The 15555-nt window shown below is 72.5% G+C and carries 13 protein-coding genes; 2 read left to right on the top strand and 11 right to left on the bottom strand.

Annotated elements, in window-relative coordinates; all coding sequences use genetic code 11:
- Positions 1 to 27 precede the first annotated feature (27 nt).
- The 3 genes from DLJ59_RS18990 to DLJ59_RS18980 all read right to left on the bottom strand — a co-directional run bounded on the left by DLJ59_RS18990 (position 28) and on the right by DLJ59_RS18980 (position 3072).
- Positions 28 to 504, bottom strand: a complete 477-nt coding sequence (locus DLJ59_RS18990) for a heme-degrading domain-containing protein (RefSeq protein ID WP_124773986.1) — start codon at positions 502 to 504, stop codon at positions 28 to 30.
- A gap of 69 nt (positions 505 to 573) precedes the next feature.
- The gene (locus tag DLJ59_RS18985) at positions 574 to 2034 is read right to left on the bottom strand and encodes an SDR family oxidoreductase (RefSeq protein WP_124773985.1); all 1461 of its coding nucleotides are present in this window, start codon (positions 2032 to 2034) and stop codon (positions 574 to 576) included.
- Between the two features lie 132 nt (positions 2035 to 2166).
- A complete protein-coding gene (locus DLJ59_RS18980) occupies positions 2167 to 3072 on the bottom strand; it encodes a siderophore-interacting protein (protein WP_124773984.1) in 906 nt (301 codons plus the stop codon).
- A 184-nt stretch (positions 3073 to 3256) separates the two neighbouring features.
- On the opposite strand from DLJ59_RS18980, the gene DLJ59_RS18975 reads away from it, so the two are divergent.
- Complete coding sequence (locus DLJ59_RS18975; RefSeq protein ID WP_124773983.1) at positions 3257 to 6436, top strand: ATP-binding protein; 3180 nt, start codon at positions 3257 to 3259, stop codon at positions 6434 to 6436.
- A gap of 1 nt (position 6437) precedes the next feature.
- On the opposite strand, the gene DLJ59_RS18970 is transcribed toward DLJ59_RS18975, so the two are convergent.
- Together DLJ59_RS18970 and DLJ59_RS18965 are read right to left on the bottom strand one after the other, a co-directional pair.
- Complete coding sequence (locus DLJ59_RS18970; protein ID WP_124773982.1) at positions 6438 to 7265, bottom strand: ABC transporter permease; 828 nt, start codon at positions 7263 to 7265, stop codon at positions 6438 to 6440.
- Positions 7262 to 8242 carry an ATP-binding cassette domain-containing protein gene (locus DLJ59_RS18965; protein WP_124773981.1) on the bottom strand — a complete coding sequence of 327 codons (981 nt, stop codon included), beginning with the start codon at positions 8240 to 8242 and terminating at the stop codon, positions 7262 to 7264. Before DLJ59_RS18965 ends, DLJ59_RS18970 begins: the two co-directional genes overlap by 4 nt.
- Positions 8243 to 8537: 295 nt before the next feature.
- Here DLJ59_RS18965 and DLJ59_RS18960 point away from each other — a divergent pair, with 295 nt between their 5' ends.
- Entirely contained in the window at positions 8538 to 9476 is a 939-nt protein-coding gene (locus DLJ59_RS18960; RefSeq protein ID WP_124773980.1) for a hypothetical protein, read from the top strand.
- 641 nt (positions 9477 to 10117) lie between these two features.
- Here the strand turns inward: DLJ59_RS18960 and DLJ59_RS18950 are convergent.
- Genes DLJ59_RS18950 through DLJ59_RS18925 form a run of 6 tightly spaced genes read right to left on the bottom strand, consistent with a single transcriptional unit; the run spans position 10118 to position 15554 of the window.
- Positions 10118 to 10921, bottom strand: a complete 804-nt coding sequence (locus DLJ59_RS18950; protein WP_124773979.1) for a class I SAM-dependent methyltransferase — start codon at positions 10919 to 10921, stop codon at positions 10118 to 10120.
- 32 nt (positions 10922 to 10953) lie between these two features.
- Positions 10954 to 11724, bottom strand: coding sequence for an ABC transporter ATP-binding protein (locus DLJ59_RS18945; RefSeq protein WP_124773978.1), 771 nt, complete (start codon positions 11722 to 11724; stop codon positions 10954 to 10956).
- Complete coding sequence (locus DLJ59_RS18940; protein WP_124773977.1) at positions 11724 to 12464, bottom strand: ABC transporter ATP-binding protein; 741 nt, start codon at positions 12462 to 12464, stop codon at positions 11724 to 11726. Before DLJ59_RS18940 ends, DLJ59_RS18945 begins: the two co-directional genes overlap by 1 nt.
- Positions 12461 to 13471 (bottom strand): branched-chain amino acid ABC transporter permease, encoded by a 1011-nt coding sequence (locus DLJ59_RS18935; protein WP_158630868.1) that lies wholly within the window; start codon positions 13469 to 13471, stop codon positions 12461 to 12463. The genes DLJ59_RS18940 and DLJ59_RS18935 overlap by 4 nt, the downstream gene beginning before the upstream one ends.
- Positions 13468 to 14364, bottom strand: coding sequence for a branched-chain amino acid ABC transporter permease (locus tag DLJ59_RS18930; protein WP_124773975.1), 897 nt, complete (start codon positions 14362 to 14364; stop codon positions 13468 to 13470). Before DLJ59_RS18930 ends, DLJ59_RS18935 begins: the two co-directional genes overlap by 4 nt.
- Positions 14361 to 15554 (bottom strand): ABC transporter substrate-binding protein, encoded by a 1194-nt coding sequence (locus tag DLJ59_RS18925; RefSeq protein WP_124773974.1) that lies wholly within the window; start codon positions 15552 to 15554, stop codon positions 14361 to 14363. The genes DLJ59_RS18930 and DLJ59_RS18925 overlap by 4 nt, the downstream gene beginning before the upstream one ends.
- Position 15555 lies beyond the last annotated feature (1 nt).

The raw sequence follows: 15555 nt of genomic DNA, 5'->3' as shown, positions 1-15555 counted from the left end.
CTCGTCGCGAGGCCGCCGGGGCAGCCCCTAGCGGGGGAGCTTGCGAAGGATGTCGACCACGAAGCGGTGGTCGTCCAGCTGCGGCAGCCCGGAGATGCCGACCCAGCCGACCACGCCGGTGCCGCGTACACGCAGTGGCAGCGCGCCGCCGGCCGCCGCGTACCGCGAGGCCGGCAGGCCGAACCTCTCGGCCAACGTCACCTGCTTGTCCTGGCACAGCCGCGCCATGTAGAGCGAGGAGTGCTCGAAACGCATCACCACCCGCCCCTTGCGGCGCAGCCACGCGTCGTTGTCCGCCGTCGACCCCGGCAGGCCACAGTGGAAGAGCTGCCGTCCCGCCCGCCACACACCCACCGAGACCGGCAGCCGCTGCTCGGTGGCGGCGGCGACGGCGAGCATCCCCAGCTCGTACGCGTCGGTCTCGGACAGGCCCGCGAGCTCCAGCTCGCTCTCCTCGCGCAGCAGCTCGTCCAGCGTCGGCCACGAATAACGGTCAGCTGACAATGTTCTTCTCCTCATCGTGCGGGGCTCGCCCGGGTCGGGCGTGGTGATCACCCGGGTCGGGCGGGGCGATCACCACGCGCAGGGCGCGTAGTCCTTCAGGAAACAGCCGTACAGGTCCTCGCCCTGCTCGCCGCGGACGATCGGGTCGTACACCCGGGCCGCGCCGTCGACCAGGTCAAGTGGGGCGTGGAAGCCCTCGTCGGCCAGCCGCATCTTCGTCGGGTGGGGACGTTCGTCGGTGATCCAACCGGTGTCGACGCTGGTCATCAGGATGCCGTCGGTCAACATCTCCTCGGCGCTGGTGCGGGTCAGCATGTTCAGCGCCGCCTTGGCCATGTTGGTGTGCGGGTGCCCCGGCCCCTTGTAACCGCGGCCGAACTGGCCCTCCATGGCCGACACGTTCACCACGTACTTGCGGCGGGCCGATGCGGCGGCCATCGCCGGGCGCAGCCGGCTGACCAGCACGAACGGTGCGGTGACGTTGCACAGTTGCACCTCGAGCAGCTCGACCGGGTCGACCTCCTGCACCCGCTGGACCCAGCTGTTGACCGAGTCGAGGTCGGGCACGAGACCCCCGGCGTCGATGGCCGTGGCCGCCGCGATCCGGGCCGGTGAGGCCGAGCCGCTGGTCAGGGCCAGCGCGGTGAGCGCGTGCGGGGTGAGCGCGGTCGACTGTGGCCCGGCGGTCAGGCTGCCCACCGGGCCACCCGCGCCGTCCGGCTTGGCGAACGTGAGCAGCTCCGGCAGCGGGCCGTCCGGCAGGGCCGCGGCCTCCGCGGCGATGAGCTGCGCGTACGCCCCGGGAGACCGGCGGACGGTCTGCGCCGCGTTGTTGATCAGGATGTCCAGGGGGCCCTGGCTGCTGACGTCGTCGGCGAGGGCGATCACCTGGGCGGGGTCGCGCAGGTCGATCCCGACGATGCGCAGTCGGTGCAGCCAGTCCCCGCTGTCGGGCATCGCGGTGAAGCGGCGGACCGCGTCGTGCGGGAACCGGGTCGTCACCGTCGTGTGCGCGCCATCGCGCAGCAGCCGCAGCGCGATGTACATGCCGATCTTGGCCCGGCCGCCGGTGAGCAGCGCGCGCCGGCCGGTCAGGTCGGTACGGGCGTCGCGGCGCTCCCGATTGAGCGCGGCGCAGGACGGGCAGAGTTGGTGGTAGAAGGCGTCCACCTCGCGGTAGCGCTGCTTGCAGACGTAGCAGCCGCGCGGGTTGTGCAGGAAGCCAGCCGTCTCGCCCGCGACGGAGGACGCGAGCGGAATGCCCTGCGTCTCGTCGTCGATCCGCCCCGGAGCGCCGGTGGCGGTGGCCTCCGTCACCGCGCGGTCGGCGGCGAGGATCGCATCCCGCCGCTCTTCCCGTCGCCGCTGCTTGATCACCTTGTAGAGCCGGGCGGTGGCCCGCTGCACCCGCACCACGTCGGGGTGGTCGGAGGGGAGCGACTCCAACGCCTCGAAGACGCTGAGGCAGGCCTCCAGCCGGCTCCGGTCAATACCGTTCTGACCGTTTTCGGGAATGTTGTCCACCGTCATGCGTCGTTGTCTCGTCCCGTATCCCGTGCCGGCTCCAGCCGGTCCGCCCCAAGTCCGACCCGAAACGGTACGCGCCTCACGGCCTCCGACGCACCTCGCGTCCGTCCGGGCGCGGTGCGCCTCGCGGCACCGTCAGGCGAGGTCGGCCTGGCCGAGCCGCCAATAGCCCATGAAGGCGACCGCCCGCCGGTCCAGACCCCGCTCGGCGACCAGGTGCCGGCGCAGGTTGCGGATGACGCCGGCCTCCCCGGCCAGCCACGCGTAGAGCGGCACCGGGGCCACCTCCTCGGGCACCTCCCACAGCATCTCCGTGTCCACGTCCACGTCCGGCACGTGCTGCGCGGCCGTCGGCGCGTCGGTGGCCAGCAACTGCCCGGCCGCGGCGACGACGCCGGGCACCAGTCGGCTGCCGTACCCGTCGGTGCCCCGAGCCAGCCAGCGGACCTCGACGCCGGGCGGCGCGACCAGCGGCAACACGTCGGCCGCGTCCGGCACCTCCAGCACGACGGTGCCTCGGGCATCCAGGGGGAGTCGCGCACAGATGCTGCTGATCGCCGGCACGGCGGTCTCGTCCCCGGCCAACAGCAGGCCGCCCCCGGCCGGCGGTCGAAACTCGACCCCGCCGTGGTTGCCGTCGTAGCCGGCGTCCGGCCCGACCAGGGCGATCTCGTCGCCGACGCTGGCCCGCCGGGCCCAGCGCGTCGCCGGACCACTGTCGCCGTGCAGCACCAGGTCGACGTCGACCTCGGCCAGGTGGGGTCGGACCGCTCGCACCGTGTACGTACGGATCGGGCTGCGCAGGTGCTCGGGCAGGGCCCGCCACTTCGCGTACCAGTCCGCTCCGTCGGGCAGGGTCGCCCCGCGCTGACCGGCCAACGGCAGCGCCAACTTGATCCGCTGGTCGAAACCGTTGTCGGCGAAGCGGTCCAGGTCCGCCCCGGTGAAGGTCACCCGGACGAAGGACGGGCTGAGTCGGCGTACCGCGTGGACGGTGGCGGCGAAGACGCGCCACGGGGCGATGGGCAGGGTCTCGGTCATGGTGCCTCTCTTGACTCGGGTCGGCGTCTACCGGGTGCTGCTCGCCACGGCGCGGAATCGCCGGAGTACATGAGGTTAGGCTAGCCTAACCAAACAATGGACTGTCAAGCCGGTCGCGAGGTCGTGATCAGCCTGGCGGCCCGGTGGTCGTCGGGCCCGTGCGCCGGTGGGGGATGCTGGGTCCGTGCACATCGCGACCCTCCGCCCCCTCGCCGTCGACGGCCAGCCGGTTCGGGGTGAACGGCTCGCGGCGGTGCTCCGCGCGCTCGTCGACGCGCGGGGGCGGGCGGTCTCCGTCAGCCTGCTCGTGGACGCCGTCTGGGACGGCGCGCCACCCGACGACGCGACCGGCGCCGTCCAGGCGCTCGTGTCCCGGGTGCGTCGCCTCGGGCTGCCCGTGGTCGCGGTGCCGGGCGGATACCGGCTGCCCACCGAGGAGATCGCCGTCGACGCGGTCGAGGCGCGCACGCTCGTCGATCAGGCGGGCACCGTGCTCCGGTCTGGTGACCTCCGTGCCGCCCGCCGCCTGGCCGATCAGGCGCGGGCCCTGTTCCCCGAGGTTCCGGAGTTGGTCACCGCCGAGGACACCCGCCTGTTCGCGGAGGTCGCCGCGCTGCGCGCGCAGGCGGCACTCGCCGGCGAGGGCCCGTTCGACGAGACCGACCTGGGCCGACTCGTCGCGCGTACGCCGCCGGACGAACCGTCCGCCGCCCTGCTCGTCCGGGTGCTGGCCGCGCAGGGGCGGGAGGCGGAGGCGCTGGAGGTCATCGAGCGGCTGCGCGCCGACCTGGCCGACCGGTACGGCACCGACCCGTCGCCGGTCATCACGAACGTCCACCTGGCGTTGTTGCGTGGTGAACTCACCGCACCGCCCGTCGCGACGCCGCCCCGGCAACCGGCGCGGATCACGCTGCCCGCCGCGTGGCGCCGCCCCATGGCCGCCCTCGTCGGGCGGGAACGGGACGTCGAGGCCGTCACCGGCGCGCTCGCCGAGACACCCGTCGTGACGATCGTGGCGACCGGCGGGGCGGGCAAGACCCGCCTCGCCGCCGAGGTGGCGAGGCGCACGGCGGCGGCCGGGCAGGCGGTACGCGTGATCGAACTCGCTGGTCTGCGCTCGCCCGACGAGGTGCTGCCCACGGTGCTCGCCGCGCTCGGCGGCGCGGACACCACGGCGACCGGGGGCAACCTGGGTCTGGAACGGCGCGTCCTGAGCCCCGAGGAGCGGCTGCGCGCCGTGGCACCGGACCTGGACGGGTTGGTGGTGCTGGACAACTGCGAGCACGTGCTCGACGCGGTGGCCGTCGTCGTGGCGGACCTGGTCGCGGCCGCCGCGCCGGAGGTCGCGGTGCTCGCGACGAGCCGCGCCCCACTGGGACTGGTCGGCGAACTGGTGCACCGGCTGACCGCGTTGCCGGACGCCGACGCGCTCGCGCTGGTCGAGTCCCGGGCACGGGCCGGTGGGGCCGTGCCCACCTGGGACACCGAACGGGCGCTCGCCCTGTGCCACCGCCTCGACAACCTGCCGTTGGCGCTCGAACTGGCCGCCGCGCGACTGCGGCACATGCCGATCGACGATGTCCTCGCCGGGCTGACCGACCGGTTCGCGCTGCTCGACGACGCCCTGCGCGGCCTGCCCGAGCGTCACGCGAGCCTGTGGGCGTTGGTCGACTGGAGCAGGGAACTGCTCGCCGAGGACGACCGCGACCTGCTCCAGCGCGTCGCGGTCATTCCCGCTCCGTTCACCGCGGACCTCGCCGCTGCCGTCGCGCAGGCCCCGGACGTGCGTCGCGGCCTGGCGACCCTCGTGGAACAGTCCCTGCTGACCCTGGTCGAGGGGGACGGTCCGCCGCGCTACCGAATGCTCGAAACGGTCCGTGAGTACGGCGAGGCTCGGCTGGACGCGGCCGGCTCCCGGGAGCAGGCCATGGCCGGCCTGGTCGGCTGGGCGCGGGAGCAGGCGGTGGCGCTCGCCGAGCGGTTCATCGGACCGGAACAGGTCGATGCCCTCACTCGCTGCGCCGCCGAGCAGGACAACCTGCTCGCCGCCCTGCGCTGGACGCTCGAACAGGACGACGAGCCGGCCACGATCGACGTCGCGACAGCGCTGTTCCATCTCTGGACAGTGCGTGGCCTGCACCTGGAGGTCCTCGCGTGGGGGCGGGGGATGCTGGGTGTCGACGACCCGCAGCGGCGCCGCCGCTCCGCGATCGTGCACGGTCGTAAGGTCGGCAGACCACTACCCGACGCTGACCGGCTCGCCTGGCTGTGCCTGTTGACCGGGCTCAACTCCGGCATCAGCGGCGAACTCCGGCTCGCGGTGCTCTCCCGGCGGGCACTTCGCACGCTGCTCGCCGAGCGTCCCGACGAGGTGTCGTCCCGGTTGAGCACGCTCGCGTCGGCGCTGCCCGAGTTCGACGCGTCCGATTCGGAGCGGAGCGTGAAGGCCGCCGGCGAGATGATCGCGCACCCCGACCCGTACGTGCAGGCCCTCGGCCTGTTCGCCCGCGCCGCGGTCCGGGAGAACGGCGGCATGCCCGAGGTGTCCGTCGTCGACGCCGAGCAGTCATACCACCGCTTCGCGGTCGCCGGTGACCACTGGGGGATGGCGATGGCGGCCGGCGCCGTCGGGCAGTTCAGCGATCCGCGCGGAGACACCGCGTCGACCGACTGGCTGGCGCGCAGCGTCCACCACATGGAGATGATCGGGGCCACCCAGGACGCCCGGTCGATCCGGGTACGGCTGGACGTGCAGCTTGCCCTGACGGGGGACGGGGAAGCCGAACGACGGCTGCTGCAGACGGCTGCTCCGGGCGACGGCGAGGCGGTGGACGCCGCTGTCGCATGTCTCGGGCTGGCCCACCTGGGCTGGCAGCGTCGGCAGTACGACGAGGCCCGCGGGTACGGTGCCCGGGTGACCCGGATCCTGGAGGGGTGGACGGGCCCGCAGCCGCAGCCGCGGGCCATGCTCCGGGTCTCGGTGGCGGTCCTCGACCTGCGGGTGGCGCAGGAACGGCCGGTGCCGGGGGAGAACGCCGACGCCCACGCGGTCGCCCTGTTGACCCTCGCCCGAGACGACGCGCTCAGCTCGAAGGACCTGCCGGTGATCGGGGCGTGGGCCGAGGGCGGCGCCGAACTCGCGGCGTACCGGGGTGAGGTCGAGACCGCCCGGGAGTTGTTCGCGCTCGGGACGCGTGTCGGCACCCACGTCGGGACGTTCTTTCCGCCCGGGAAGGCGGAACGGCTCGACGCCGCCCTCGGGGACGAGGAGCAGCGTGAGCCGTTGCTGGCCGTGTGGCGTGAGCGGTCGGTCGCCGCTGCCGCCTCCCGGATCCGCGAGCTGATGAACGACCTGCTCGCGTAGGTCAGATCTTCTTCCGGTACGCGCGCATCGCCAGCGGCATGAACACCGCCACGAAGCCGGCGCACCAGGCGAGCGTCCACCACACGTGGTTGCCGAGTGGGGTGCCCAGGAACAGCCCGCGTACCGACGCCACCAGGTGGGTCATCGGGTTGACGTTCACGAACGCCTGCATCCAGCCCGGCAGGGTGTCGGCGGCGACGAACACGTTGGAACCGAAGCTCAGCGGCATGATCAGCGAGAACATCAGACCCTGCACGGCACCCGCGGTCCGCACCTTCATCGACACGAGCACCGGCAGCCAGCTCAGGCAGAGCGCGAACAGCACCGCGAGCAGACACCCGGCGATCGCCCGGAACAGGTCGGTCTCGATCCGGAAACCCATCACGTAGCCGATCGCGAGGGTCGACACGGTGACGATGACGTACCGGACGACGTCGCCGAGGACCGCGCCGACCAGTGGTGCGGAGCGGGGGATCGGCAACGACCGGAACCTGTCGAAGATGCCCTTGGCGATGTCGGTGTTGAGGTTGACGCCGATCGCGATGGCGCCGGTCGCGATCGTCTGCGCCAGGATGCCGGGCAGCAGGAACTGAAGGTAGTCGTGGGTCGATCCGGCGACCGCGCCGCCGAAGACGTACACGAAGATGATGAGGAACAGCACCGGTTGCAGGGTGACGTCGATGAGCGCCTCGGGCGTACGCCAGGTCTTGATGAGGCTGCGCTTGGCGAGCGCCGACGAGTGCCGGACCAACCGGAACGGTCGCGGATTCGGGGTGGTTGTCGACAGCCCCTGGCTTCGTGTGGGCGCTGTGTCGATCAGGGTGCTCATGCCGCGACCTCCGTGGGGCGGGTGGTGTCGTCTTCTGCCGCCGTACGCCCGGTGAGGGTGAAGAACACCTCGTCGAGGCTCGGCAGGTGCAGGGAGAGTTCGGTGACCGCGATGCCGGCTGTGGCGAACCGCGCGACGCTCTCGGTCAGGGCCGCGTCGTCGGTGACCGGCACCGCGAGCACGCCCTTGCGGATCTCGTCGGCGTGCGCGCCGGAGCCGACCTGGGTCAGGATCTCCGCGGTGCGGGGCAGTTGCGCCGGGTCGGACGGCCGGACCTCCAGCGTCTGCCCGCCGACCACCCGCTTGAGCCCGTCCGGGGTGTCGTGCGCGATGACCCGACCGTGGTCGATCACCGTGATCGCGTCGGCGAGGGCGTCGGCCTCCTCCAGGTACTGGGTGGTGAGCAGCACCGTCGAGCCGTTGTTGACCAGCGACCGGACCACGTCCCACATGGCCTCGCGCTTGGCCGGGTCGAGCCCGGTCGTCGGCTCGTCCAGGAAGATCACGTCGGGGGAGCCGACCAGGCTGGCGGCCAGGTCCAGCCGCCGCCGCATCCCACCGGAGTAGGTCTTCGCCGGCCGGTTAGCGGCGTCGGTCAGGTCGAACCAGTCGAGCAGTTCGGCGGCCCGCCGCCGGGCGCCGGTGCGCCCCAGCTCCAGCAGGGTGCCGAACAGCTCCAGGTTCTGCCGCCCGGTCAGGTCCTCGTCGACCGAGGCGTACTGGCCGGTGAGGCCGATACTCTGCCGAACGCGCTCGGCGTCCCGTACCACGTCGAAACCGCTGGTCCGGGCGGTTCCGCCGTCCGGGGTGAGCAGGGTGGAGAGGATCCGCACGGCGGTGGTCTTGCCGGCGCCGTTGGGCCCGAGCACCCCGAGCACCGTGCCGCGGGGGACGGCGAGGTCCACGCCCTGTAGCGCCCTCGTCTTCCCGAATGTCTTCACGAGGCTCTCGGCCTCGATCACCAGGTCAGCTGTCATGCGAACAGTCTGCGCAGGCCCGCTGACACCGCCCCGACACGCCACCGACACGGGCTGACAGGGGCTGATATCGGTGCCGTGAGGGAGAGCGGCCAGGGTGTGCACATCCACACCGACGGTCGGCGTCACGATATGCTGGCCACGGCAGAGCGCCTGCCAGCGCCCGATGTGGTGGCCCACGCCTGACCGCATGCTTGGGGCCAAGAGTCTCCGACTCCGCGCCGATATGTCGACTCCCGGCGTGCCGGCCACGCCGCCTGTTCGGTGGAGTGCGTGGGGCTGCACCGGAGGCGTCATGTCTGATTCCACCCCCCGGCGGACCCCAGCCCCGGGACGCGCCCGCAAGCGCGCCATCCGGGACCACGCCGCCCGGGCTGGCGTTGCCTACTCGGAGGCTGCCCGGCAACTCGAATCGGTCGGCCTTCGGCCCGGCGAAACCCTCTCCAGCTACGGGCGGACGATCTATCCGATCGGGTCTGATCCGCATCGCCAGCTGCTCGTCGAACGCCGTGAGCGGCGGTCGTTCGAGGAGCGGGTGTCGGACACCAGGCGAGCCGCGGTCCTGCCTCATGGCCGCGCGCAGCACCTCGTCGAGCGGTTCCCGCCCAGCCGTGGGCGTACCGGCAGCGGGGTGGGCACGCTCTACCACGGCGAGGGCCGTGAGGAACTGCTCGCGATGCTGTACATCGTGACCGTGGCCGAGTCGCCAGGGTTGCTGCCCGAGGTGGGGGACCTCACCTGGATCGCGGAACTCGGCGAGGACACCGCGCTCGACACGGCCTGCGCCGACATCGACCGCGAGGCCCGCCGCCTGCTCGACCAGGAGCCGCTGGTGCTCTGGTCGGGCATCCAGAAGGCGCTGGACCTCGCCGTACACAGTGCGGACGGACAGGTCCGCCAGGAGGCGATCCGGCAGACCGCCCTGTTGAGCACGATGATGACGCCGCGTCTGGGATACGCGGGCGAGCCGTACGTTCCGGGGTTGCCCGTCGTCGGGGTCCGGCAGACCCTCGACGCGCTGCTGATCGTCGCCGACGACGGACACGCGCCCGGCACCCGGGTACGCCTCACGCCGCCGCACGACGGACGGTGGGCCACGATCATCGGTGCCCGGTGGGGTTCGTCCGGTCCGCCGGTGGGCTATCTCGTGTGGCTCGACGGGGCGACGGCGTCACTGTCGGCCCGTCCCGACGACCTGATCGTGCTGGCTGACCAGGAGACCATTCCGCGCTGAGTCGGGGCCTGGCAGGGTGGCGCCCGCATCGTCGCCTCCGGCCCGGTCAGATCCTCCCGTACATCTTCGTTGCCTAAACCACCGTCGAATGGATCAGGCGACGGCCAGGCGGAAGACCTGCCGGGAACCGCCCTCCGGACCGGGATCGACGCCAGGGGTGACCACGTCGACGGAGCCTGAGCCCGGCACAAACATGCGCATCGCCGCTGTCATCAGTGCACGACCCCGGGCAGTCTGACAGCAACCCCCCGCGCCAGGTGGAGTAGTTGTCCATCAACCCCGCACCACCTCGTCGATCATGGAGTTGTGGTGGGCAACAAAAGCCCTGAATGGCACTAATCCAGGCACCACAACTGCATGATCCACGAGACCAGCCCGCCCTCGCGCCGCGATCTTGCGCTTTCTGTCCCGACATAGGAACCATTCCACGCGTATCGGCAACCGAAACTGCAAGATCGGTGGACGCGGGCGCGGGCGCGGGCGCGGACGCGGGACACGGACACGGGCCGGCCGGGCTCCCTCGCGGGGAGCCCGGCCGGTGCGGCCGACGCCGTCGTAGAGCCCCGGCCCGCGGCGGGGGGCGTGCTGCGGCGGGAGAGGTACGCGCGACGTGACCGCGCTCCGCGCGGTGGTCCACCTGCTCAGCTCGGCAGGCGGCCCCGCGTGGAGACGAAGTGGTACGACATGACGGCGAACCCGGGGTCACGGAGCAGCCGCCGGAAGGCGTTCAGTTGACTGGGCGACAACCCCGCCGCCAGCAGGTCCGGTTCCAACTGGCGGGAGTTGGTCTCGTAGAGCGACGTTCCGGTCGACCCGCCGGCCCAGCTCTGCGAGTGGGTGACGGTGTCCAGGTCGGTCAGACCGGCGAGGGCCATCTCGGTGTGCACGTCCTGCGCCCAGCCCAGGTCGGCGCCGTGGTCCTCCAGGACGCCCATCATGGCGTCCATGACCTGCGCGAAGAGCTTCGCGGCATCGTCGGTGGGCGCGGTCAGCACCCGCTGCGGGGCGGTGCAGTCGAACTCCTCGACCACCAGCCACCCGCCGGGCGCCAACGCGCCGCTGAGGGTGCGCAGCACCCGTCGTCGATCGGGGAGGTGCAGCAGCACCAGCCGGGCGTGGATCAGGTCGAACGCGTCCCCGGGTGGCGGTTCGCTGCGCACGTCGTGCTGGCGTACCCGCAGGTTGCCCTCGGCCAGCAGGTGGGTGGGGTCGATGTCGGTGGCCAGCACCTGACCGTCGTCGCCGACCGCGCGGGCGATCCGCCGGGCCATCGAGCCGCCACCCGCCCCGACCTCCCAGCAGGTCGCTCCCGGTCGCAGCACCGGGCCGGCCAGCCGACGTGTGGTGATCGGATCCAGGAAGGACTCCAGCGCGTGCATCTGGGCAACGGCGTCCGGTGCGCCGTTGTCGAACGTGTACGTGTCATCGCCGGTAGCGGTCGTCATCGGTGTCTACCTCTCCGAGAAGGGTCGGGTGACTACGGGGTGTCGGCCCAGAGCCGAGGCGTCGGCCGGTTGGCCGGGCGCGGGGCGACGGCGGCGACGCTCAACATCGCCGCCAGTGGGGCTGGATCGCGGCGGGCCTCAGCTGTCGGCCGGTCGTAGACCACCCGGCCGTACTCCAGCACCGCCACCCGGTCGGCGATCTCGATGGCGTGCTGGAGCTGCTGCTCCACCAGCAGCACGGTCAGGCCGTCGGCGGCGAGACCGTTGACCAGCTCGCGGACCCGCGCCGCCAGATCGGGCGAGAGGCCCTCACACGGTTCGTCGAGCAGCAGCACCCGGGGTTGGCCGAGCAACGCCCGGGCTATCGCCAGCATCTGCTGCTCACCGCCGGAGAGTTCGCAGCCGCGGTGTCGCAACCGCACCGCCAACCGGGGCAGCAGTTCCAGGGTCCGGGCGACAGTCCAGCCCTCGCCGCCGGAGGTGGGGGCCCGCCACGGCGCGGCCGCCAGGTGCAGGTGCTCGGCCACTGTCAACCGGGAGAAGACCCGTCGGCCCTGCGGGACGAGACCGACGCCGGACTGGGCGATGCGGTGCGGTTGTCGACCGGCGACGTGCACGCCGCCGATCTCGACACGACCGCTGGACGCGCGAACCAGCCCGGCGATGGTGTGCACGAGCGTGCTCTTGCCCGCCCCGTTGCGGCCCACAACGGCCTGGATGCTGCCCGGGCGCACCCGCAGGCTGACCTCGTGCAGGACGATTCCACCGGCGTAGCCGGCGCAGAGACGATCCACAGTGAGCATCAGGCCACCCCGTCGGCGTAGGCCTGCCGCACCAGCGGCGAGGTACGGATCTCGTCCGGCGTGCCGGCGGCCAACGTCTGACCGTCCCGCAGCACCGTGACCGTGTCGGAGAGGGCGTACACCAGGTCCAGTCGGTGTTCGACCAGTAAGACGGCGACCGCCCTGGGTAGCGCCTGGAGCAGCTCGACCAACCGGCCGACCTCGATGGCGGACAGCCCGGACGCCGGTTCGTCGAGGAGCAGCAGGCGGGGGCGACCGGCCAGGGCCATCGCGATCTCCAACTGGCGTCGTTGCCCGTGCGCGAGGTGCCCGGCGGGTTCCGCCGCGACGGCGGTGAGCCCCATCTGCTCCAGCAGCGGACCCGCCAGGTGTTGCGCGGCGCGCCGACGTCCGCCCGGCCACCAGCGGCGGCGCGCGATGACCCGCGGCAGGGCGGCCACCACGACGTTCTCCGTCGCGGTGAGCGTCGGAAAGACCGCGGGTCGCTGGTGGATGCGGTTGATGCCCCGCCGCGCCCGGGCCCCCGGCCCGAGCCGACCGACGTCCCGTCCGTCGAATCGCACCGTGCCGCGTTGCGGCCTCGTGGACCCGCCGATCACGTTGAGCAGTGTCGTCTTGCCGGCCCCGTTCGGGCCGATCAGCGCGTGCCGCTGGCCGTCGTGGACGCACAGGTCCACGCCGTCGAGCGCGGCGAGTGAGCCGTACCGCACACTGATCTCCTGGGCGTTGAGCAGGGTCATCGGCGCAGCTCCGGGACGGTGGCCTGCTCAGCAGCGGTGGGCTGGTGTGCCGGGGCTGCCGGTGGGCGCAGCCGACCCCGGGCCCGGGTGACGCCGGTGGGCAGCAGGTAGACCGTCGCCACGAACAGCGCGCCCAGCACCAGCGGCGCGTAGCCGGGCAGCACCCCGAACAGCCAGTCCCGGACGGCGATGACCAACGCCGCGCCCACCAGGGCGCCGCCCACCGACGCGGTGCCACCGATGACGACACCGAGCAGGAGCAGGGCCGACGTGTCGAAGCCGAAGTCGGCGGGGGAGATGTACTGCTGGGCGACGACCAGGAGCGAGCCGGCGGCACCGGCTATCGCCCCGGCGGCGATGTGCGCGCCGGACAGGTGCAGCGCCACCCGGTGACCGCTGGCGCGCAACCGCGTCTCGTCGTCGCGGCCGGCGCGCAGCACCAGCCCGGCCCGGGTACGCAGCAGCACCAGCACCACGCCGATCAGCGTGGCCACGACGACCAGGGCGTACAGGTAACGCGCCTGGTCGCTGGCGAGCGCCGGGAGCCCCCAGAACGGGCGGACCGCGGGAATGCCGGCCAACCCGTCCGTGCCACCGGTCACCGACCGCCAGCGCCCGAGGACGGTGACCACGAGTTCGCCGATGGCCAGGGTGATCATCAAGACGATCACCCCTCGGGCGTGCACGACGAGCGGCACGGTGAGCGCGGCCAGCAGCGCCCCGGCGCCTGCCGCGACGACGAGCTGCACGACGCCGACGTCGGAGATTCGGCTGCCGACCACGGCGCAGGCGTAGGCGCCCGCCGCGTACGGTGCGGTCTGGCCGAGGGTGGGCAGGCCGGCGACGCCGGTGAGCAGCGCCACGCTCACCCCGACCAGGGCCAGCGCCAGCGTCCGGGCCAGGAGCGCCGTGGTGTAGTCGTCGACCACCCAGGGCGCCACGACCAGGCCGGCCAGGACGAGCGCCGCGACGGCGCCCCGGGCCCGCCGGATCACCTCGCCGCTCATGTCGTCCGCCATCTGCCGGCCAGGCCGCGCGCCCGCACCGCCAGCACTGCCGCCATGGCGGCGAACAGCAGAAACGGCGCGGCGGACGGCAGCAACGCCACGCCCAGCGTCTGGATCTCGCCGATCGCGAGCGCGGCCAGCAGGGTGCCCGCCATCGACCCGAGACCACCGAGGACGACGACCACCAGGGACAGCAGCAGCACGGTGTCGGCGGTGTCCGTGCCGGGGCCGATGATGGGCGCGCCGAGGACCCCGGCCGCGCCGGCCAGCGCACCGGCGGCGGCGAGCACACCGGCCCGGATCCGCGCCGGACTCACGCCCAGACAGGCGACCATCTCCGGGTCGTCGACGGCCGCCCGGACCAACATCCCGGCCCTGGTGCGTCGCACCACCAGGTAGAGGGCGACGGCGAGCACCGCGGCGACGACGATGAACACCAGCCGGTACGCGGCATAGCGGTGACCGGCGACCATCACCGACCCCTCCAGCGCGGCGGGCACCCGGACCTGCGGGTCGTCCGGCCCGAAGCCGGCGACGAGCAGGCTGCCGCCGGCCAACGCCACCCCGAACGTCAGCAGTGCCTGACTCAGGTGATTACCGGTGGCGACCGGTGTGAGCAGGCCGGCCAGGAGCGCCCCCGCCGCGGCGGCGGCCAACACGCCGACCGCCAGCGCCAACGCCAGGCTCGCCCAGCCGCCGTCGAGCACCGCCGCGGCGGTGTATCCGCCGATCGCGTAGAGCAGGCCGTGCGCCAGGTTGAGGATGTTGGCGACGCCGAAACAGAAGACCAGGCCCGACGCGGCGACGAACACCAGCAGCCCGTAGGCGACTCCGTCCAACGCCGGGATCAGGTACGGGTCGATCCGGTTCGGCCCGGCCGCCACCGCTATCACCGGCCGACGGTCGCGAGGTCGCCCACGACGGTGTTGGACAGGGCCCGACCGTCCTGGCGGACCTGCCGCAGGTACCACTTCTGCACCGGGGAGTGTGTGGTGGTGGAGAACTGCCAGGTGCCGCGCGGGCTGGCGATCTGGCCGAGTTGGCCGATGGCCGTGTTGATGGCCTCGGGGGTCGGGTCGCTTCCGGCGGCGCCGATCGCCCGGTCCAGCACCGCCGCCGCGTCGTACGAGGCGAGCGCGTAAGTCGTCGGTGAACCGTCGTGCTTCGCCTTCCACGCGGCCACGAAGGCGCGATTCTCCGCGTTGTCCAGGTCGGGCGAGTAGTTGAGCACCGAGTAGATGTCCCGGGCGGCCTCGCCCTGCGCGTTGAGCACGCCGCCCTCGGTGAGGAAACCGGCCGCGTACAACGGGATGTCCTTGATCTCGGACTGCGCGTACTGCTTGACGAAGTCGACGGCGGCGCTGCCGGCGTAGAAGGTGTAGACGGCCGCCGCGCCCGAGGCCTTGATGCGGGCGAAGTAGGGGAGGAAGTTGGTGGTGGCCGGGAACGGCGTGAAGGTCGTCTTGCCGTCGGGGTTGGCGAGCTTCCCACCGATCTTGTCGAACGCGTCGGTGAAGCCGCGCAGCTCGTCCCAACCGCCCTGGTAGTCCGGGCCGATCGCGTAGACGGAGCCCTTCACGTTGTCCCGCACGTGCTGGGCGATCGCCGCCCCGGGCTCGTCGGAGAGGTACGAGGTGTGCCAGATCCGGGACACGTCCTTGAGCTCCGGCCGGCCGTTGGAGCCGACCAGTGGCACCTTGGTCTCGTTGAGCACCGGGGTGACGCCGGCGACCGAACCGCCTCCGACGATGCCGGTGAGCGCGGACACCCGGTCCTGCTTGAGTAGTTTGGTCGCCGCCGGGACCGCGGTCTGGGCGCCGTTGCCCTCGTCCGCGACGACGAGGTCGACCTGCCGGCCGCCCAACTTGCCGTCGTGGGTGTCCAGGTAGAGCTGGAAGCCGTCGCGAATCTCCGTACCGACCGCCTGGTACGTCCCGGACAGCGACGCGAGCAGGCCGATCTTTATCGAGCCGCCGGCGCTCGTGCCCGGCGCGTCGTCACCGCAGGCCGTGCTGGTGGTCAGCACGGTCGCGAGCAGCGCGGCGGTGAGGGCACGGCTGCGCCACGGGGTGGTGAGAGGCATG

Origin of the sequence: Micromonospora inaquosa (assembly GCF_003857055.1) — a bacterium.
Lineage (GTDB): Bacteria > Actinomycetota > Actinomycetes > Mycobacteriales > Micromonosporaceae > Micromonospora > Micromonospora inaquosa.
This window is presented reverse-complemented; position numbering and strand designations above follow the sequence as displayed.